The 18,564-nt window shown below is 74.1% G+C and carries 14 protein-coding genes; 8 read left to right on the top strand and 6 right to left on the bottom strand.

Annotation, left to right across the window (positions count from 1 at the left end; all coding sequences use genetic code 11):
• The first annotated feature begins 1,126 nt into the window (after window positions 1-1,126).
• The gene (locus ACZ6TV_RS24710; protein ID WP_465299611.1) at window positions 1,127-1,552 is read left to right on the top strand and encodes a protein-tyrosine phosphatase family protein; all 426 of its coding nucleotides are present in this window, start codon (window positions 1,127-1,129) and stop codon (window positions 1,550-1,552) included.
• Window positions 1,553-1,641: 89 nt separating this feature from the next.
• On the opposite strand, the gene ACZ6TV_RS24705 is transcribed toward ACZ6TV_RS24710, so the two are convergent.
• Entirely contained in the window at window positions 1,642-3,810 is a 2,169-nt protein-coding gene (locus ACZ6TV_RS24705; RefSeq protein ID WP_465299610.1) for a glycoside hydrolase family 3 C-terminal domain-containing protein, read from the bottom strand.
• A 94-nt stretch (window positions 3,811-3,904) separates the two neighbouring features.
• Here ACZ6TV_RS24705 and ACZ6TV_RS24700 point away from each other — a divergent pair, with 94 nt between their 5' ends.
• Complete coding sequence (locus ACZ6TV_RS24700) at window positions 3,905-4,465, top strand: TetR/AcrR family transcriptional regulator (RefSeq protein ID WP_465299609.1); 561 nt, start codon at window positions 3,905-3,907, stop codon at window positions 4,463-4,465.
• On the opposite strand, the gene ACZ6TV_RS24695 is transcribed toward ACZ6TV_RS24700, so the two are convergent.
• Complete coding sequence (locus tag ACZ6TV_RS24695; protein ID WP_465299608.1) at window positions 4,462-6,462, bottom strand: bis-aminopropyl spermidine synthase family protein; 2,001 nt, start codon at window positions 6,460-6,462, stop codon at window positions 4,462-4,464. The genes ACZ6TV_RS24700 and ACZ6TV_RS24695 overlap by 4 nt on opposite strands.
• A gap of 686 nt (window positions 6,463-7,148) precedes the next feature.
• Between ACZ6TV_RS24695 and ACZ6TV_RS24690 the strand changes: the two genes are divergently transcribed.
• From ACZ6TV_RS24690 to ACZ6TV_RS24665, 6 genes are all read left to right on the top strand, one after another.
• Window positions 7,149-9,143 carry a M4 family metallopeptidase gene (locus ACZ6TV_RS24690; protein WP_465299607.1) on the top strand — a complete coding sequence of 665 codons (1,995 nt, stop codon included), beginning with the start codon at window positions 7,149-7,151 and terminating at the stop codon, window positions 9,141-9,143.
• A gap of 120 nt (window positions 9,144-9,263) precedes the next feature.
• Entirely contained in the window at window positions 9,264-9,782 is a 519-nt protein-coding gene (locus tag ACZ6TV_RS24685) for a hypothetical protein (RefSeq protein ID WP_465299606.1), read from the top strand.
• A 10-nt stretch (window positions 9,783-9,792) separates the two neighbouring features.
• Complete coding sequence (locus ACZ6TV_RS24680) at window positions 9,793-10,857, top strand: sensor histidine kinase (protein ID WP_465299605.1); 1,065 nt, start codon at window positions 9,793-9,795, stop codon at window positions 10,855-10,857.
• Window positions 10,854-11,504 (top strand): response regulator, encoded by a 651-nt coding sequence (locus ACZ6TV_RS24675; RefSeq protein ID WP_465299604.1) that lies wholly within the window; start codon window positions 10,854-10,856, stop codon window positions 11,502-11,504. Before ACZ6TV_RS24680 ends, ACZ6TV_RS24675 begins: the two co-directional genes overlap by 4 nt.
• 66 nt (window positions 11,505-11,570) lie before the next feature.
• Window positions 11,571-13,493 (top strand): vWA domain-containing protein, encoded by a 1,923-nt coding sequence (locus tag ACZ6TV_RS24670; protein ID WP_465299603.1) that lies wholly within the window; start codon window positions 11,571-11,573, stop codon window positions 13,491-13,493.
• Window positions 13,490-15,106 (top strand): extracellular solute-binding protein, encoded by a 1,617-nt coding sequence (locus tag ACZ6TV_RS24665; RefSeq protein ID WP_465299602.1) that lies wholly within the window; start codon window positions 13,490-13,492, stop codon window positions 15,104-15,106. Before ACZ6TV_RS24670 ends, ACZ6TV_RS24665 begins: the two co-directional genes overlap by 4 nt.
• On the opposite strand, the gene ACZ6TV_RS24660 is transcribed toward ACZ6TV_RS24665, so the two are convergent.
• The 4 genes from ACZ6TV_RS24660 to ACZ6TV_RS24645 form a co-directional block, all read right to left on the bottom strand.
• On the bottom strand, window positions 15,097-15,792 hold the full coding sequence (locus ACZ6TV_RS24660; RefSeq protein ID WP_465299601.1) for a class I SAM-dependent methyltransferase: 696 nt from the start codon (window positions 15,790-15,792) through the stop codon (window positions 15,097-15,099). The genes ACZ6TV_RS24665 and ACZ6TV_RS24660 overlap by 10 nt on opposite strands.
• Complete coding sequence (locus ACZ6TV_RS24655; RefSeq protein ID WP_465299600.1) at window positions 15,767-16,567, bottom strand: alpha/beta hydrolase; 801 nt, start codon at window positions 16,565-16,567, stop codon at window positions 15,767-15,769. The genes ACZ6TV_RS24660 and ACZ6TV_RS24655 overlap by 26 nt, the downstream gene beginning before the upstream one ends.
• Before the next feature lie 91 nt (window positions 16,568-16,658).
• Window positions 16,659-17,327 (bottom strand): response regulator, encoded by a 669-nt coding sequence (locus ACZ6TV_RS24650; RefSeq protein ID WP_465299599.1) that lies wholly within the window; start codon window positions 17,325-17,327, stop codon window positions 16,659-16,661.
• On the bottom strand, window positions 17,324-18,535 hold the full coding sequence (locus tag ACZ6TV_RS24645) for a sensor histidine kinase (RefSeq protein ID WP_465299598.1): 1,212 nt from the start codon (window positions 18,533-18,535) through the stop codon (window positions 17,324-17,326). Before ACZ6TV_RS24645 ends, ACZ6TV_RS24650 begins: the two co-directional genes overlap by 4 nt.
• Window positions 18,536-18,564: the final 29 nt, after the last annotated feature.

Below are 18,564 nucleotides of genomic sequence, written 5' to 3'. Positions count from 1 at the left end.
CGAGGCAGGCGGCGCAGGACGCGCGGTCCGAAGCCGAGGCGCGCGCAGAAGCCGAACGCCGGGCGACAGCCGAAGCACAGGCGGCGGCCGAGGCACAGGCGGCGGCCGAGGCGCGGGCGGCAGCAGAAGCACGGACCGCAGCCGAAGCGCAGGCGGCCGCTGAAGCACAGGTCGCAGCCGATGCACAGGCCGCAGCAGAGCAGCGGGCCGATGCCGAGGCGCCCGTCGCCGGGGGCGGTGTCGCGGCGGCCGGGGTTGCGGGTGCTGAGACCGAGATGGCCGGGAGCGGTGGCGGTGCCGGTGGTGGGCGGGGTGTGGACAGCACTGTGCCCGTAGCACCGGGTGGAGTGTCCGGGACGACCGGCGGTCCGGCATCCGTCTCGGACGGGTCGGCTTCGCCGCTGGTCGGGGACGGTGGTCGTACACGCGGAAAACCCCCTGCGAAGGTGCTCGCCGCTGTCGGTGGGGCCCTTGTCGTCGTCGTGCTGCTCGCGTGGGTGCTGGTGCGGCAGGGTGGGGACGACAGCAACAAGACCGCGGCGCCGGCCAGTTCGGCGGGGTCGACGGCGGCGGCCACGAGTGCGGCGGCCGGGTCGCCGAGCGCGGCGGCGTCCAGCGAGCCCGCCGGGACCGGGTCGTCGGCGCCGCCTTCTTCGGAGCCGTCGCAGGAGCCGGGTGGGACGGGGCAGCTGCCGCCGTTGCCGGCCGGGTGGATCGACTACCGCGACCCGTCGGGGTTCTCGGTGTACGTGCCGGCCGGCTGGCGGCGGTCGAAGGAGGGGTCGATCGTGTACTTCCGCGGTGACGGGCGGGTCCTGGGCATCGACCAGACGGACCGGCCGAAGTCGGACCCGGTGAAGGACTGGACGGCGCAGCGGGACGCGCGGCTGGCCGGGGGCGACTTCCCCGGGTACGCGGAGATCCACATCCAGCCGGTGCCGTACTTCGTGACCGCGGCGGACTGGGAGTTCACGTTCGTGCGGGGGGCGCGGCAGCACGTCAACAACCGTGGGGTGGTCACGTCGCCGAAGCAGGCGTACGGGTTCTACTGGCAGACCACCGACGCCGACTGGGCCGCGGCCAGGCCGTCGCTGGACCTGGTGTTCGCCAGCTTCCGGCCGAAGCCGTGACCGCGCTCTGGCCGGAGGACACGCCGGGGCTGCTGCGGCTGCCGTCGGGGTTGACGGTACGGGGGCGGGCGTTGTCGAAGCCTGTCCCCGACGGCCCGGTGCCGACGCTCGGCGTCTACGCCCTCGGGCGGGAGCCGGCGGCGACGGCGTGGCCGCGGCGGTGGGTGCGGTGGCCGGACTTCGGGCTGCCGCGGGACCGTGACGCGCTCCGGGCGGCGCTCGAGGAGGCGCTCGAGGAGGCGCGGACGGGCCGGGTCGAGTTCGGCTGCGCCGGCGGGCGCGGCAGGACCGGGACAGCGCTCGCCTGCCTGGCGGTCCTCGACGGCGTACCGGCCGGTGAGGCCGTCGCGTACGTGCGGCAGCACTACTCCCGGCACGCCGTCGAGACACCTTGGCAGCGTGGGTTCGTCAAGCGGTTCTAAGGCGTGTTTGGTAAGTGGATGCCGGGCTGCGGCGGGCCCAGACGCCGCCTGGACCTCGCCTCGCTCCGACCCCACCTACCAAACACGCCTTAGTTCACGGACGCGGCCAGCTTCTCGATCGCGGCCGGGCTGAACGCCTCACCGGCGAAGACCGCGAGCCGGGCCAGGGGCAGGCTGCCCATCAGCGTCAGCATCTCCGGGTCGGCGACGGTGTGCGCCATGACGCCCGACTCGCCGCCGCCGGCGAGGGACGCGAACACCTCGCCGAGCGCCTGGGCGCCCTTCGGGTCGCTGAGCCATTCCGCGATCGTCGACTCGCCGGTCAGCGGGACCCGGACCTCGTCGCCCCCGACGGCGGCGGTGGCGGTGACCCGCAGGTCGCGGGAGGAGGCGCCGATCTCGACCTGGTACTCGCCGCCCTCGACGACCCAGCGGGACACGCGGGTGTCCCAGTAGGCGAGGTCGTCACGGGCGATCGTCAGCTCCACCGCGACGGTCTCGCCGGCGGGGATCGCGACACTGGCGAACGCCTTGAGCTCCCGGGGTGCGCGGCGGACGGCGGAGCCGGGCAGGGAGACGTATGCCTGCACGACCTCGCGGCCGTCACGGTCGCCGGTGTTGGTGACGTCGAGCCGCACCGTCAGGCCCGCCGCGGTGGCCTCGGCGGACGCCGGGCCGTAGGCGAAGGTGGTGTAGGAGAGGCCGTGGCCGAACGGGTACGCGACCTGCTGCCCGCGGGCGTCGAAGCCGCGGTACCCGACGTGGATGCCCTCGCCGTAGCGGACGTGCCCGTGCTCGCCGGGGAAGTCCAGGTGCGACGGGTGGTCGGCGAGGTGCAGCGGGATCGTCTCGGTGAGCCGGCCCGACGGGTTGACCCGGCCGAACAGGACGTCGGCGAGCGCGCCGCCGCCGGCCTGGCCGAGCAGCCAGCCCTCGACGATCGCGGGCACGGCCGCGTCCCACGGGCCGGTGCGCAGGACCGCGCCGTTGGACAGCACGACGACGGTGCGCGGGTTGGCGGCGGCGACCCGTTCGATGAGCTCGACGTGCGCCGCGGGGAGGTCGAGCGACTCGCGGTCGGCGCCCTCCGTCTCCCGGTCCGTGCCGGCGAACACGATCGCGACGGCCGCCTCCCCTGCCAGTGCGACGGCGGCGTCGACGTCGTCGTAGCCGGGGGCGAAGGTGACGTCGCCGCCGGCGAGCTCGGTGATCGCGTCGAGCGCGTAGTCGAGCCGGGTCGGGTTGATCTGTGAGCTGCCGCCGCCCTGGAAGCGCGGCGTCCCCGCGTACTCGCCCAGGACCGCGACCGTGCTGCCGCCCGTGGCGAGCGGCAGGACGTCTCCTTCGTTCTTGAGCAGCACGACGGCGCGGCCGGCCACCTCACGGGCCAACGCGTGGTGCTCCGCCTGGTCGTATGCGGCGCCGGTACGGCCCGCGAGCCCCTTCTCGACGAGCGCGGCGACGCGCCGGACCGCGGTGTCCAATGTGGACTCGGGGAGGTCGCCGCCGCGGACGGCCTCGACGAGGCGGCGGTCGCCTTCCGGGTCGGGGCCGGGCATGGTGAGGTCGAGTCCGGCGCGGACCGCCTCGACCCGGTCGGCGACGGCGCCCCAGTCGGACACGACGAGACCCTCGTAGCCCCACTCGCCGCGCAGCACCTCCGTGAGCAGCCAGTGGTGCTGGGAGGCGAGGACCCCGTTGACGCGGTTGTACGAGCACATGACCGTCCACGGCTTCGCCTGCGTGACGACCCGCTGGAACGCGCGCAGGTAGATCTCGCGCAGCGTGCGCTCGTCGACGTCGGCGGAGACCCGCATCCGGTCGGTCTCCTGGCTGTTGACGGCGAAGTGCTTCAGCGACGCGCCGACGCCGCGGCTCTGCAGGCCTTTGACCCATTCGGTGGCGAGGATGCCGGTGAGCAGCGGGTCCTCGGCGAAGTACTCGAAGTTGCGGCCGCCGAGCGGGCTGCGCTTGAGGTTGATGCCGGGGCCGAGAAGCACCTGGACGTCCATGGCCCGCGCCTCGTCGCCGAGCGCCTCACCGACCCTCCTCGCCAGCTGCGGGTCCCAGGTCGAGCCGAGGGCGACGGCGGGCGGGAAGCAGGTGGCGGGCTCACTGTCGAGGATGCCGCCGCCGGGCGCCGCCTTCCTGACGCCGTGCGGGCCGTCGGTCAGCATGATGTCGGGCACGCCGGTGACGGCGGTGCTGCGCCAGAAGCTGCTGCCGCTGGTGACGGCGGCCTTCTCCTCGAGGTCCATGGCTGCTCGCCCTTCACTACTGAGTACTTGTAAAGTATTAGGTACCAGGTAAGGTAGCGTCACTGACCTCGATGCGACAAGAGGGGCGGCCCGGATGGCACGGCACGGCCGGACCCGCCTGCCCGCGGCCGAACGCCGCCAGCAGATCATCACCGTCGCGACGCGGCTCGTGGCGGAGCGGGGGTTCTGGGGCCTGTCGATGCAGGACGTCGCGGCCGACTGCGGCCTCACGGTGCCGGGGCTGCTGCATCACGTGGGGTCCAAGGACGGCCTGCTGATCGCGATCCTCGAACACCGGGACGCCGAGGACGCCCGCGCCTTGCCATCGTGGCCTTCTGCGCCTTCCTTACGGGAGGTTTGTGCGGCGGTGGTGCGGCGGAACGCTTCGCAGCCGGAGATCGTGCGGTTGTTCGCGGTGCTGCAGGCGGAGTCGCTCACGCCCGACCACCCCGCGCACGCGTACTTCGTCGCCCGGCAGCAGCGGATACTCGACGAGATCACCGCCCTGGCGAAGGCCGCCGGCGGGCCGGTCCCACCCGAGACGACGGCGCGAAGGGTCATGGCGCTCATGGACGGCGTACAGCTGCAGTGGCTGCGCTCCCCCGGCGCCGACCTGATTCAGCTGTGGGCTGACACGGCCGGCGACCTGCCCTAGCGCTCCCGCAAGGTCAGCGTCTCGACCAGCGCGGCGATGTCGTGCCGCGGCAGGTCGAGCAGCCTGGCATCGGCCCACGACGGCCGGAGCAGCTCGGCGACCTTGGCTCTGGCCTCGTTCTTCGTCATCCCGTCCTGCCTGACGAGCCCCTCGCGCAGGACGTTGCCGAGCTTCCCGTGCGCGTGCCGCAGCAGCCACCCGACCGCGGTCCGTGACCCGTCCGGCACGGCGGTCGCCTCCACGATCGCCAGCTTCGGCGAGGGGGTGCTGCGCCGGTAACGTAACGTGTACTTCGAGGCGACAACGGTGCGTAGCGCCGCCTGACTCTTCGCATCGATGAGGTCGGGCGATTTGTTGGGCAGTTGTAAGCTCAGGGAAGAAGCATTGAGCGCCAGCAGCACCCGCAACAGCCATGGCCCGGGATCGCCGGTGAGGTCGATCAGGTCCGGCACCGACCGCAACGGCGCCGCCAGCAGCTCCGCAGGCCCGCGCCCGACGGCCTCGCCCTCCAGCGAATGCTCACCGTGGGTGTACATGTTGACCGCCGCCCCGCTCAGCCGCTTCTCCAGCACCTGCCACGTGCGCGCCGTCGGCCGGCAGACATAGAGGTCGCTCGCCGACCCGACCGCTTGCGCGCCGTGGTAGCGGTTGAAGGACGGCAGGATGGCTTCGACGGCGAGGTCGAGGTCGAGGACCGCCCGCTGCACCTTCACCCCGAGCGCGGGCGTGAGCGGGCTGAAGCCGTAGGCCATGACGAGCCGCCCGTTGACCCGGTCCCGCAGCGCCTGCGCCCCGCGGCCGAGGAAGAGCTGGACACCCTCCGGCGTGTAGGGCGGGTCGGTGAAGACGAGGTCCGCGGACTCGGCGACCACCGGCGGCAGGCCGAACCGCAGGTCCGCGTGCCAGCACTCGACCGCGTGCCCGCGCTCCGCCGCCCGGGCCGCGATGAACTCGAGCAGCCGCTCGTCGACGTCCACGACCGTGACCCGCACGTCGGACCGGACGGCGAGGACGGCGAGCGAGGTCAGGTCATGATCGCCGACGCAGACGAGGTGGGCGCCGGCCAGGTCGTACGTCTCGTCGAGCCACCTTGCCCGGTTCGCGGCGGTCTGGGCGGTGGCGGAGACGTGGTCGAGGGCGCGGTCGGTGGGGACGTCCGCGATGAGGCGGGTCAGGTCGGCGATCAGGTCCGCGTCCGAGATGCCGGATGGGCCCGCCCGGCGCGGCTCGCTTGCCGAGGTCGCCGCGCCCGAGCCGGCCACGCCTGTCCCACCCATGCCCGCGCCACCCACACCCGAGCCGGCCACGCTCGACCCACCCATGCCCGCGCCACCCACGCCCGCGCCACCCACGCCCAACTCACCCACGCCCGAGCCGGCCACGCCCGAGCCACCCACGCCCGACTCACCCACGCCCGAGCCGGCCACGCCCGAGCCACCCACGCCCGAGCCGGCCACGCCCGAGCCACCCACGCCCGAGCCGGCCACGCCCGAGCCACCCACGCCCGAGCCGGCCACGCCCGAGCCGGCCGCGCCCGACCTGGCCGAGCCGGCCCCGGCCACGCCCGAGCCGGCCTCGCCCGACCCAGTCGCGCCAGAGTCGGCCGCGCTGCCGGTCGAGGTTGCCGGGCTCGTTGAGCCTGTTGAGGCCGCCGGGGCAAGGTCGTCGGAGTGTTCAGACGCGCCGGGCGGGTTGGTCGCCATCGGTTTGGCCGGATATTTCGGATTCGTCTGGCCCGCGATGGTTGATGGTGAGGGCGAGGTCGGATCCGCCGGGCCGGAAACCGGGGTGGTGAAGCGGGTGCGGTACGCGCCGGGCAGGCGGAGCGCGCCGTTGCGTGCGGTGTGCAGGTCGGGGCCTGCGGCGCGGAGCAGGTGCTCGGCGGTCCGGCGAGGGAGGGCGTGCTCGCGGATCAGGTCGTCGAGCGTGGTCGGGGTTGTCGCCAGCTGGACCAGGGCGAGTCGCAGGCGGCGGCCGCCGATCCCGGCATCCGCCACGATCCGGGCCACCATCTCGATCGGCGTCTCCGCGGCCGACCCGGTCGCCTCGCCAGAAGTGCCGGCGCCCGGTTCGGCCGAAGGCGTTTCACCGCCGTCGGCGGCATCAGCGGAGGATGGCGGAACGGATGATGCCGGGGCTGCGCGGCCTGTGATCTTGTTGGGCGGCTGCCCGGCGGACGGTGAGGGTTGGTCCGAGGGGGCAGGGCCGGCTGCTGGCGTCATCGCCCCTCACCTTACGGGGCGCGGCGATCCGACCAAGACCGGCAAAGGTCATCGATGAGTTAAAAGTTAATGACCTGCAGTTATTCAACGACGGGGGCGTGAATTCAGTTAAACCGTTTCGGTGGTGTTTCACGGGTTGAGAGGCATTGAAGTACAGGGTGGCGGCAAGGGTGCCCAGAGGGTATGAAGTCTTGTCCCGACGATTCCGGCTGTGTGATCGTCCTGAAATCGCCATGAGTCGATGAAGCTTGCGGTTGGCCGTTCGGCGCGCGCACGCCGGCCGTTGCACCAGAGTCGACGCTGGCGTGTCTCGATTGGTTCCGGCGCACCCCCCGAAGAGCTGTACCCCCGGTTCCGTGCGCCGCCCTGGAAAGAAGGCACCCTTGAAGCTGTCCCCACGGTTCGCTACAGCGGCCGGAGTGCTCGCGGTCGGGCTGGTAACAGCCGGCACCGCCGCAGCCGTGCAAGCCTCGCCCCCGCTGCCGGCGCCCACAGGCGTCGAGGCAGCCAACGCGGTCGCGGCCAAGTCGGCCGCGACGTTCGTGTCCCAGCGTCCGAGCGTGCTGCAGCCCAGCACCGACGACGCGTACGTGCAGAAGTCGTTCGTCGCTTCGGGCAACGCGAAGTACGTCGGCTACGAGCGGACCTACAAGGGTCTGCCCGTCGTCGGTGGTGACTTCGTGGTCGTCACGGACGCGGCCGGCACGGCGAAGTACACGTCGGTGTCGCAGACGAAGGCGATCGGCAGCCTGTCGACGTCGGCGAAGATCAGCTCCGCCGACGCCGAGGCGGCGGCCCGCAAGCTGATGACGAGCGTCAACGCGGTCGAGGGCACCCGGCTGGTCGTCTACACCTTGGACGGCAACGCCAAGCTCGCGTACGAGACGACGCTCAACGGCACCGGCGCGGAGGGCGCGAGCCGCCTCACCGTGCAGGTCGACGCCCTCACCGGCGCCGTGCTCGACAAGACCGAGCGGGTCATGCACGGCACCGGCACCGGTTGGATCGTCGGTAACGTCACGATCAACACGACGCTGTCGGGCAGCACGTACAGCATGAAGGACCCGAACTACACGAACATCAGCTGCCAGAACGCCACCGGCAACGCGACGTTCACGGGTTCTGACGACGTCTGGGGCACCGGTGTCGGCACCGACCGGGAGACCGGCTGCGTCGACGCGCTGTACGCGGCCCAGAAGGAGGCCGCGATGCTCTCGTCGTGGCTGGGCCGCAACGGGTTCAACGGCAGCGGCGGCGGCTGGCCGATCCGCGTCGGCCTGAACGACCAGAACGCCTACTACGACGGCACCCAGATCCAGATCGGCAAGAACACCGCCGGCAAGTGGATCAGCTCGCTGGACGTCGTGGGTCACGAGGTCGGTCACGGCATCGACGACACCACCCCCGGTGGTATCTCGAAGGCGGGCACCCAGGAGTTCGTGGGTGACGTGTTCGGCGCGGCGACCGAGGCGTTCGCCGCCAACGCGAACGACCCGGCCGACTACCAGGTCGGCGAGGAGGTCAACCTCGTCGGCAGCGGCCCGATCCGCTACATGTACAACCCGTCGCTCGCCGGTGACGACAACTGCTACTCCAGCAGCACGCCGACGCAGGAGGTCCACGCGGCCGCCGGCCCCGGCAACCACTGGTTCTACCTGCTCGCCGAGGGCACCAACCCGACCAATGGGCAGCCGACCAGCACCACGTGCAACGGCTCGACCGGTCTCGTCGGCATCGGCATCCAGAAGGCGACGAAGATCTTCTACAACGCGATGCTGATGAAGACCTCGTCGTCGTCGTACCTGAAGTACCGCACCTGGACGCTGACTGCGGCCAAGAACCTGTACCCGAGCAGCTGCGCGGAGTTCAACGCGGTCAAGAACGCGTGGAACGCCGTCAACGTGCCGGCGCAGTCCGGGGACCCGACGTGCACCGGTGGCACCACCCCGCCGCCCACCACGTCGAACCCGCCGACCTCGAACCCGCCGACCGGCTCGTGCTCCGGCCAGAAGCTGCTCAACCCGGGCTTCGAGTCGGGCGCCTCGTCGTGGACCGGCACCACCGGCTCCATCGGCCAGTGGGCCAGCCAGGGCCAGGCCGCTCACGGCGGCACGTTCAGCTCGTGGCTGGACGGGTACGGCTCGACGCACACCGAGGCGATCCAGCAGTCGGTGACCATCCCGGCCGGGTGCAAGGCCACGCTGACGGCCTACATCCACATCGACTCGGCCGAGACGACCACCACCGTGCAGTACGACAAGCTGACCATCACGGCCGGCTCGTCCACCCTGGGCACCCTGTCGAACCTGAACAAGGCGTCCGGGTACGTGCTGCGCACGTACAGCCTGAACTCGTTCGCCGGTCAGACGGTGACGATCAAGTTCAGCGGCAGTGAGGACTCGTCCCTGCAGACGTCGTTCGTCCTCGACGATCTCGCGGTGACCCTCAGCAACTAGCACCGTCCAGGAGGGGCCCGGGTCGCGCGCCGACCCGGGCCTTTCCCATGTGCGATTCCAACCCGGTCTCCACCCGTGGGTGGCGGCGCTCCACCCGGTGCGGAATCTAGCGTCACCGTCATGAATCTCACGACGATCCTGCTGGTCACCGCCGCCGTCCTGTACCTGCTGGTGCGCCGGTTCACGGGCGAGCCGCTGGAAGCGCGCCGGCTGGTCCTGCCGCCGGTGCTGCTGGTCGCCTGGGGCGGCTACACGGTCTCGCAGACGTTCACCGGCGGGACCGTCCCGCACGCGGTCCTCGACGGGGCGGTCCTCGGCGCCGGCGCGGTCCTGTCCGTCTTCGGCGGGCTCGTCCGGGGTCTCACGGTGCGGGTGTTCGTGCGGGACGGGCATCTGTGGTACCGGTACACCGCGATGACCGTCGTCGTGTGGGTCGTGCTGATCGCCGTCCGGTTCGGTGAGGACCTCGCGGGCCGGGCGCTGGGTGCCGACGCCGCGGTCATGGCCGCCGCGCTGCCGTTCGTGCTCGGGCTGAGCCTCCTCGGTGAGGCCGCCGTCGTCGGCCGGCGCGGCATCGCCACCGGTGTCCCGTTCGCCCCCGGCGGGAACCGGGGCGGCCGCCGGCTCGTGAACCGGTAAGACTGGGACGGTGTTCACCGATACCGCGGTCGCCAGGTGGCGGCAGGCGCGCAGCGTGGTGTTCCTGGTCCTGCTGAGCGCCGCCATGGTGCACCTCGAGCCGCGGCCGGGCGCGGTGGTCCTGACCCTGGTCGCGGCCGCCGCCGTCGCGTGGACGGCGATGACGGTGCTGGACGGCGCCGCGAAGGCGGCAGCGGTCGCGGGGTGCGCCGCCGCCGGGCTGACGCTGACCGCGCTGGACGGCCGCGGGTACGCGCCCTGCTATCTGATCGCCGCCGCCACCGTCGCGGTCAACGCGCTGCCCCTCGTCGCGGCGGCCGCCGGCACCGCCGTCACCACCTGCGGTCTCGTGCTGATCCTGTGGGCGCGGGGCGCCGGCGTCGCGGAGGTGCTCGTCTGGGCCGGGTCGGTGTGCCTGACGGTGCTGCTCGGCGTCGTACGCCGGCAGCGGGACGAGCAGGCCCGGCAGGCGAGGACCGTCGCGGCCCTCGACGAACGGGCCAGGGTCGCCCGGGAGATCCACGACGTCCTGGCGCACTCGCTGTCGGCGCTGTCCGTCCAGCTGGAGACGGCGGCGGCGCTGCTGGAGAAGGACCGGGCCGCGGACGCCGCCGTGCTCGTCGGGCGTGCCGGGCAGCTGGCCCGTGACGGGCTCACCGAGACCCGCCGGGCGGTCGGCGCGCTGCGCGGCGACCCGGTGCCGCTGGCGGAGCTCGTCGGGGCGCTCGCCGACGGGTACCGCACCGACCTGCGGGCACCCGCGAACGTCACCGTGTCCGGCAGCCCGCGGCCCGTCGCCGCCGAGCCGGGCCTCGCCCTGTTCCGCACCGCGCAGGAGGCCCTCACCAACGTCCGCAAGCACGCGCCGGGCAGCGCCGTCGCCATCGGCCTCGCCTACGGGGCGGGCGAGGTGCGGCTCACGGTCCGCAACGACGCGGGCGCGGCACGGCACGCACCGCCGACGGGCGGGCACGGGCTGCGGGGCATCCGGGAGCGGGTCGGGCTCGCCGGGGGGACCGTGACCGCCGCACCGGACGGCGGCGGCTGGCTCGTCGATGCGAGGATCCCGGGATGATCACGGTGGTGGTGGCCGACGACCAGACGGTGGTCAGGGAAGGTCTCGAGGTGCTGCTCGGTCTCCTCGACGACGTCCGCGTCGTCGGCACCGCCGGCGACGGCGACGGGGCGTGTGACCTGGTCGCCGCGCACGACCCCGACGTGGTGCTGATGGATCTGCGGATGCCCGGCTGTGACGGGGTCACCGCCACGGCCCGGATCCGCGCCGAGCACCCCCGCACGCGGGTGGTGGTCCTGACGACGTACGCCGACGACGCCGACATCCTCGCCGCCATGCGCGCCGGCGCGCTCGGGTACCTGACGAAGGACGCGGGACGGGCGCAGATCGAGCAGGCGGTCCGGGCGGCCGCCGCCGGCCAGTCCGTCCTCGACCCGGTCGTCCAGCAGCGTCTCGTCGCCGCCGCGACCGGGGAGCGGGCGCGGCCGGTACAGGCGCCGCAGCCGCCGCCTGACGGGCTGACGGCGCGGGAGGCGGAGGTGCTCGGGCTGATCGCGGCCGGCCTGTCGAACCGGGAGATCGCGAAACGGCTGTTCGTGACCGAGGTGACGGTCAAGTCGCACGTGAACCGGCTGTTCGCGAAGACCGGGGTGCGGGACCGGGCGCAGGCGGTGCGGTACGCGTACGAGCACGGCCTGACCGGGTGACGGACACCACGGCGGTGGCGCGCAAGAGATAGACTGGCGTCAACCGCCAGGGGGTGCGCCGCCCGCATGACCGACGATGGGGACAACGACGGCCGTCGTTCGGCGCGTCCGGTCGTGTCGCTGCTCGTCGTCGTCTCCGGCGGGCTCGGGATCTCCCTGCAGCAGCTGTCGATGGGCACACCCGAGTCGCCCGGGCGCTGGGTGATGCTGGTCGTCGGGGCGTTCATCGGCGGCGCCGCCGGCATCCTCGCCACCGGCCTGTTCGAGCAGCTGCTGACGTGGGCCGGGTTCGGCTGGACGTTCCTGCGCACCCGCACCCGGCTGCGGACGGTCGTCACCGCCGCGACCGCCTGCGTCCTCGCCGTCGCCGCCGGGCTCGTCATCCCGGTGGCCTACGAGTGGCTGCACCGCCGCCTGTACGGGTGCCCGCAGCCGGCCGCGGTGCGGGTCATGACGTCCACCGAGCAGGTCGGTGCGGCGCGGCGGATCGCGGCCGCCTACGAGACCGCGACCGCCGAACACCATCACGGCTGCCCGACCGCCGACCTGTACGTGTATGGCGCCGCCCCGGCGGGTGCCCGGGCGGCGGTCGGCAGCGGCTGGCTCAACGACGCCCTGCAACGTGTCGGGCCCCGCGCCGACGTGTGGCTGCCGGACTCGACCCTCGACGTCGCGGCGGCCGTCGCCGCGTCCGCCCGCTTCGGGATCACCGTCCCGATCGCGGAGCAGCGCAGCATCGGCACGTCCCCCGTCGTCCTCGCCGCGCCCGGCCCGCTGCCGGGCGAGCTGACCTGGCGGCAGCTGTGGACGGAGGCGGGGCGGCTCGGCTGGGACGTCGTGCGCCCCGACCCGGAGGTGTCCTCGGCCGGGGTGCTCGCCACGGCGGCGCTGTACACGAGTCTCGGCGCGACCCCGGCGGCCGCCCGCGGTGTCGAGCAGCGGCTCGAGACGGCGCTCGACCGGGGCGGCTACCCGCTCGGCACCGCCCAGGACCTGCTGTGCCACGACGGCCCGGCGCGGGCGACGGTCGCGGTCGTCACCACCGAACAGGCCGCCGTCCGCTACAACCAGGGCCTCGACTGCCCCGGCGGGGGGCGGCCGGAGCGGCCGCTGCTCGTGCAGTACCCGGCCGACACGATCAGCGAGGACCACCCGTTCGTCCGGCTCGCCTGGGACGGGGCCGCCGCCGGCACCGCGGCCGCGGCCGCCGGGTTCGGCGCGTGGCTCGACGGCGAGGACGGCCGCCGCGCCCTCGTGCGGGCCGGGCTGCGGCCGCCGGGGCTGTCCCCGGTCGGTGACCCGCTCACCGAACAGTTCGGCGCGCACCCGGGCGCGGTGTTCGACCGGCGGGCACCGTCGAGCACCGCCGTCGGTGACGCGTTGCGCCTATACGCCGCCGCGCACCGCCCCGGCCGGGTGCTGCTCGCGCTGGACGCGTCCGGTTCGATGGCGGCGACCGTCGACCGGGCCGGCACGACCCGGCTGCAGCTGGCCGCGCGGGGCGTGACCGGTGCGCTGAACCTGATGAGCGACCGCGACGAGTTCGGGCTCCGGGTGTTCCCCGGCGACGGGCGCGGCGCCGGCACCCGGCAGCTGCTGCCGATCGGGCGGGCCGCGGGCCGCGGTCAGGCGGCGGCGGACGCGCTCGCCGGGGTACGGCCCGCGGGGAACACGCCGCTGCTGCAGACGATCGCGGACGGGGTCCGGGACGTCGCCGCCGACCCCGGTGAGGCGATCACGAGTCTCGTCGTGCTCACCGACGGCAACGACACCAGCGGGCTCACACCGTCCGAAGTGGACGCCCAGGTACGGGGGAAGGGCGTGCGGGTGTTCGTCATCGCGATCGGTGAGGCGAGCTGCGGCACGCTGCCGTTGCGGGACGTCATCGCGCGGACCGGCGGCGCCTGCCACGACGCGGCCCCCGACACCCTCGACGACGTGCTGGTCACCCTGTTCGGCCTGCTCTGGGGAGGCGACACCGCACCATGACGACCCCGCCCGCGGACGAGGACCCGCCACGCCCCGGACCGCCACCCGCCGGCGACCCGCCGCCCCCACCCGCCGACGACCCGCCGCCCCCACCCGCCGACGACCCGCCGCCCCCACCCGCCGACGACCCGCCGCCCCCACCGGGCGACGACCCGCCGCCTGGACCGCCGCCCGCGGACGACGACCCGCCGCCGCCCGCGGACGACGACCCGCCGCCGCCTGGGAATGACGACCCGCCACCGCCGCCCGGGGACGACGACCCGCCGCCGCCCGGGTTCGTGCGGCGGATCAGGAACGGCGTCCGGCGGATGCGGGGACGGGCCGGGCTCCTCGCCGGGTTCCTCGCCGGGCTCGTCGTTGCCGCGCTCGCCGCCCAGCACGTCGTGCCGCTCCTCGAGCACGAGCCCGGCCTCGAACGCGGCGACCTCGTCATCCTCAGCGGCCGCGACGACGGCGACGGCAACCAGCGGCAGGCGCTGGTCGACCAGTGGAACGCGCTGCACCCCGACAACCCGGCGAGGATCGAGGAGATCGCCGCCGACGCCGACGCGCAGCACAGCGAGATGACCGCCCGCGCCCAGGGCGGCGGCGCCGGGCAGAGCGGCGGCGTCGACATCTTCAACCTCGACGTCACGTGGACCGCCGAGTTCGCGTCCAGCGGCTACATCCGGGCATTCCCCGACGGGCACGACGTCGCGGGGTTCCTCGCCGCGCCGCTCGCCACGTGCACGTACGACGGGAAGCTGTGGGGGCTGCCGTTCAACACCGACGCCGGGCTGCTCTACTACCGCACGGACCTCGTCACCGCCGCCCCCACCACCTGGACGCAGCTCGTCACCACCGTCCAGGACGTCCTCGCCCGGCCCGCGGCGCAGCCCGCACCGGCGCGGCCCGCCGCCGGGTGGGCCGGGCAGCTGCGCGACTACGAAGGGCTCACCGTCAACGCCCTCGAAGCGATCTGGGGCGCCGGTGGTGAGGTCGTCGACGGGCACGGCGACGTCGTCATCGACTCCCCCGAGGCGCAGACGGGCCTCACCCGGCTCGCGGCCGGGCTGCGGCCCGGCGCGCCGCAGGTGGTCCTGCCGGACTCGGTGCGCTTCGACGAGGCCGCGACGACGCAGGCGTTCGCCGGTGGCCGGCTCGTCTTCATGCGCAACTGGCCCGTCGCGCACCGCGCCCTGATCCCGAAGGCGCCCGCCGCCGGCGCCGACGCCGCCGCGGCCGTCGAGTTCGGGGTCGCGGAACTGCCCGGGCCGAGCGTCCTCGGCGGGCAGAACCTCGCCGTGGCGAAGCAGAGCCGGCACCCGCGGGCGGCGCGGGCGCTCATCGAGTTCCTCACCGGGGAACGCAGCCAGCAGCTGCTGTTCGAACGTGGCGGGTTCGCGGCGACCCGGGAGATCGTGTACCGCGACGCGACGGTCGTGAAGCTGTACCGGTACGCGCCGACGCTGCTGGAGGCGATCCGGTCCGCGCACAGCCGCCCGGTGACGGCGCACTACGCGCAGTTCTCCGAGACGTTCCGCCAGGTGGTGCTCGAAGCCCTCGACGACGGCGGCCGCCTCCCGCCGGACGCGAAGGCACGGCTGCAGCGGGCGTTGCAGGGCTACAGGTAGGCGAACAGCATCGGGTTGCCGGACGCGGCGGCGTGCACGGGTGCGGCGAGCCGCAGCTTCAGTTTCAGGCCGACGAGCCGGTCGTGGGTGTCGGGGTCGGCGGCCGGTGACGCGGTCAGGTGGGCGATGCCGTGCCGGCGGAGCCAGCCGAGGACGACCGCGCCCTCGCTGACCGGCCACGGGCGGCGGCCGTGGAACACGTCGTGGACGGCGACGGCGGCGCCCGGGCGGAGCCGGTCGAACAGCGCCGTGGTGTACCAGCGGGCGAACCGCGCCGTGTGGGCGGCGTCGACGAGGACGAACCCGGGGTCGTCGGGGAGCGGGCCGTCGCGGACGTCGCCGCGGGTGAAGCGCCACCGGTCGGCGGCGAGGGCCGGCGGGACGGTCCGGGTCGCGTCGCCGGTCAGGTCGAACGTGTGCAGCACCCCGTGACCGTCGCGGCCGGCGGCGTTGTCGTGCAGGGCGCGCAGCAGCCACGTCGTCGACCAGCCGCGCGCCGACCCGATCTCCAGCACCGTGCGGGGGCGCAGCGCCCGGACCGTCAGGTAGGCGATCTCCGCCTCGACGTCGTCGAGCCTGGGCCGCATCGGGCGCTGCGCGAGGAGCTCCCGCTGCTCGTCGCGGGCGGTGCGCAGGTCGTCGGCGTACGTGCGGTACCAGCTAATGACCGTGTCGAGCGGCGGCATCGAGGTCTCCGTTCGCGATGGCGGCGAGGGCGTCCAGGGCGGCGGTGCCGGGCACGAAGTAGCCGTCGTGGCCGGTGACCCCGCCGACGGGCAGCGGCAGCGCCCCGAACGCCGGGTCGGCGGGGTGGGTGCCGTGGCCGGCGCCGAGGATGCGCAGGCCCGGCAGGCGGCGGGTCCAGTCGCCGGCGGCGGTCCCGGCCCACACGCGGGCGGTGGTGCGCAGGTCCGCGGCGCGGTCCACGCCCATCCCGGGGCTGCCGAGGGCGACGATGTCGGTGACGCGGCCGCCGGTACCGGCGTCGAGGCGCGCGGCGGCACGGCCGATGACGGTGGAGCCGTAGCTGTGCCCGACGAGCACGATCCGCGGTGCGGGCACGTTCCGCAGGAACCGCAGCAGCGCGGCGGCCCCGGTCGCGGCGACGTCCTCGCGGACCGCGTCGAGCCGGATCCCCTTCGGCGGGTGGTAGCCGAGCCACGCGATCACCGCGACGTCCGGGCCGGCGGCGTCGGCGAGCCGGGCGGCCTGCCAGGCGGGGGCGCGGCGCTGGACGCCGCCGAGGCCCCGGTCGAAGTTGGCGGCGGTGGTGCCGGCGCCGGGCACGAGGACGACGACGGTCGCCGCCGCCGACGGGTCGCCGGTGACCTCGACCGCGAGACCGTCGGCGGACCGTACGTCGTGGACGGGCAGGACCGGTGGGACGGCGGACACCTGCGCCGGGCCGAACACCGACCAGAGGACCGCGATCAGCGGCAGCACGAACACCCTGCGGAACATGTGGCCGAAGGTAGGCGCGCGGCGGTGCCCGGATCGTCACTCCGGGGGACCATCTGCGGCGTACCTCCGGGGTACTACGGGTCCTCCCGGATCAGGCTCCGGCGCTGACGACCCCGGTCTCGTAGGCGAAGACGACGGCCTGGGCCCGGTCACGCAGGTCGAGTTTCGTCAGCACGCGGCTCACGTGGGTCTTCACGGTCTGCTCGGCGACGACGAGGTCCTCGGCGATCTCCGCGTTGGACCGGCCGCGGGCGATGAGCCGCAGCACCTCCGTCTCCCGTGGGGTGAGGGCGGCGAGCCGGGCCGGCTGGTGCCCGGCGGCGGCCTTCGGGCGGGCCGCGAACTGCTCGATGAGCCGCCGCGTCACCGACGGGGCGAGCAGCCCGTCGCCGGCGGCGACGACCCGGACGGCGTTGACGAGCTCGGCGGCCGGGGCGTCCTTGAGCAGGAACCCGGACGCGCCGGCGCGTAACGCCTCGAAGACGTAGTCGTCGAGGTCGAACGTGGTGAGGATGACGACCCTCGGCCGGTGCAGGCCCGGGTCGGTGTCCAGGATGCGGCGGGTCGCCTGGATGCCGTCGAGGACCGGCATGCGCACGTCCATGAGCACGACGTCCGGCGAGTGCTCGCGGGCCATCGTGACCGCGTGCGCGCCGTCGGGGGCGTCGCCGACGACGACGATGTCGGGCTGGGCGGCGAGCAGGGCGGCGAAGCCCTGCCGGACCATCGCCTGGTCGTCGACGATGAGGACCCGGATCACGAGTCGACCTCCAGCGGGAGTGTGGCGTGCACGACGTAGTCGCCGGCGTCGGGTCCGGCGGTGAACGTGCCGCCGATGCCGGTGGCCCGCTCCCGCATGCCGAGCAGGCCGTGCCGCTCACCGGCAGGGTCACCCGCCGCGTCACCGGCGGCGCCGGTCAGGGTGTTGCGCACGGACAGCTCCAGCGCCGACGGGCTCAGGGCGAGGCTGATCCGGACGGGGGCGCCGGCGGCGTGCCGGCGGGCGTTGCTCAGCGCCTCCTGCACGATGCGGAACGCGGCGAGCCCGACGGCGGGCGGGACGGTGGCGCCGGGCAGCGGCTCGAACGTGACGTCGACCCCGGCCCGGCGGGCGTCGGCGACGAGGCCGGCGAGGTCGTCGAGGGCCGGTTGCGGCTCGACGGCCGGGGTCTCGGTGCTGCGCAGCACGCCGAGGAGCCGGCGCATCTCCACCAGCGCCTCCCGGGAGGTGCCGGCGATCGCGGCGAGCTCCTCGGCGACCGCGGGCGGGACGTCGTCGATGCGGTAGACGGCGGTCTCGGCGCGGACCGCGATCAGTGACATGTGGTGGGCGACGACGTCGTGCATCTCGCGGGCGATCCGGTTGCGTTCCTCGGCGACGGCGCGGCGGGCCTGGGCGAGCTCGGTGCGCTCCTCCTCCTCGGCGAGGGCGACCTGGACCTCGCGGCGGCGGCGGACCTGGTCACCGACGACGAGGATGGCGAACACCGCGAGGAGCAGCCCGGCGATGTTGGCGGGCTCGACGAACAGCACGACGAGCAGCGCCGCGGACAGCCCGGTCCAGACGAGGACGCCGCGGCGGTGCCGGACGGCGACGACGGCGAGGACCACGGGGATGCTCAGCATCTGCGTCGGCGTCCACGGCCACGGGGTGCGTTGCACGATCGGGATGGTGAGCCCGGCGAACCCGGCGACGAGGAACGCGATCCGCCACGCGAGCAGCGGCCGGGTCGCGACGAGCCCGATCGGGGCGGCGATGAGACCGGCGTCGAGGACGAGGAAGAACGAGCCGACCCTGGGGCCGTTGCCGAGGAGGTACTCGTAGGTGATGAGCCCGGCGACGATCGCGACGACAACCCCGATCGTGGGCAGGGCCCGGCCGAGGCGGGTGCGGGGGCGGACCGGCGGGTCGGGGCCGACGAGGAACCCGCGCAGGTCCCGCCGCACGGCCTTGAACACACTGCCCACCCCGGAACCGTAGCAGCGGCCCTGTCAAC

The organism is Dactylosporangium sp. NPDC051087, assembly GCF_055586325.1.
The sequence above is the reverse complement of the archived record's forward strand: the minus strand, read 5'-3'. Positions and strand labels throughout refer to the sequence as shown.

What these genes read in the sequence shown, in the direction of transcription:
- ACZ6TV_RS24705 (WP_465299610.1), bottom strand. Translation starts at nt 3,810, where the DNA reads ATGGACCTCGAGGAGAAGGCCGCCGTCACCAGCGGCAGCAGCTTCTGG.
- ACZ6TV_RS24700 (WP_465299609.1), top strand. Translation starts at nt 3,905, where the DNA reads ATGGCACGGCACGGCCGGACCCGCCTGCCCGCGGCCGAACGCCGCCAG.
- ACZ6TV_RS24685 (WP_465299606.1), top strand. Translation starts at nt 9,264, where the DNA reads ATGAATCTCACGACGATCCTGCTGGTCACCGCCGCCGTCCTGTACCTG.
- ACZ6TV_RS24675 (WP_465299604.1), top strand. Translation starts at nt 10,854, where the DNA reads ATGATCACGGTGGTGGTGGCCGACGACCAGACGGTGGTCAGGGAAGGT.
- ACZ6TV_RS24670 (WP_465299603.1), top strand. Translation starts at nt 11,571, where the DNA reads ATGACCGACGATGGGGACAACGACGGCCGTCGTTCGGCGCGTCCGGTC.
- ACZ6TV_RS24665 (WP_465299602.1), top strand. Translation starts at nt 13,490, where the DNA reads ATGACGACCCCGCCCGCGGACGAGGACCCGCCACGCCCCGGACCGCCA.
- ACZ6TV_RS24660 (WP_465299601.1), bottom strand. Translation starts at nt 15,792, where the DNA reads ATGCCGCCGCTCGACACGGTCATTAGCTGGTACCGCACGTACGCCGAC.
- ACZ6TV_RS24655 (WP_465299600.1), bottom strand. Translation starts at nt 16,567, where the DNA reads ATGTTCCGCAGGGTGTTCGTGCTGCCGCTGATCGCGGTCCTCTGGTCG.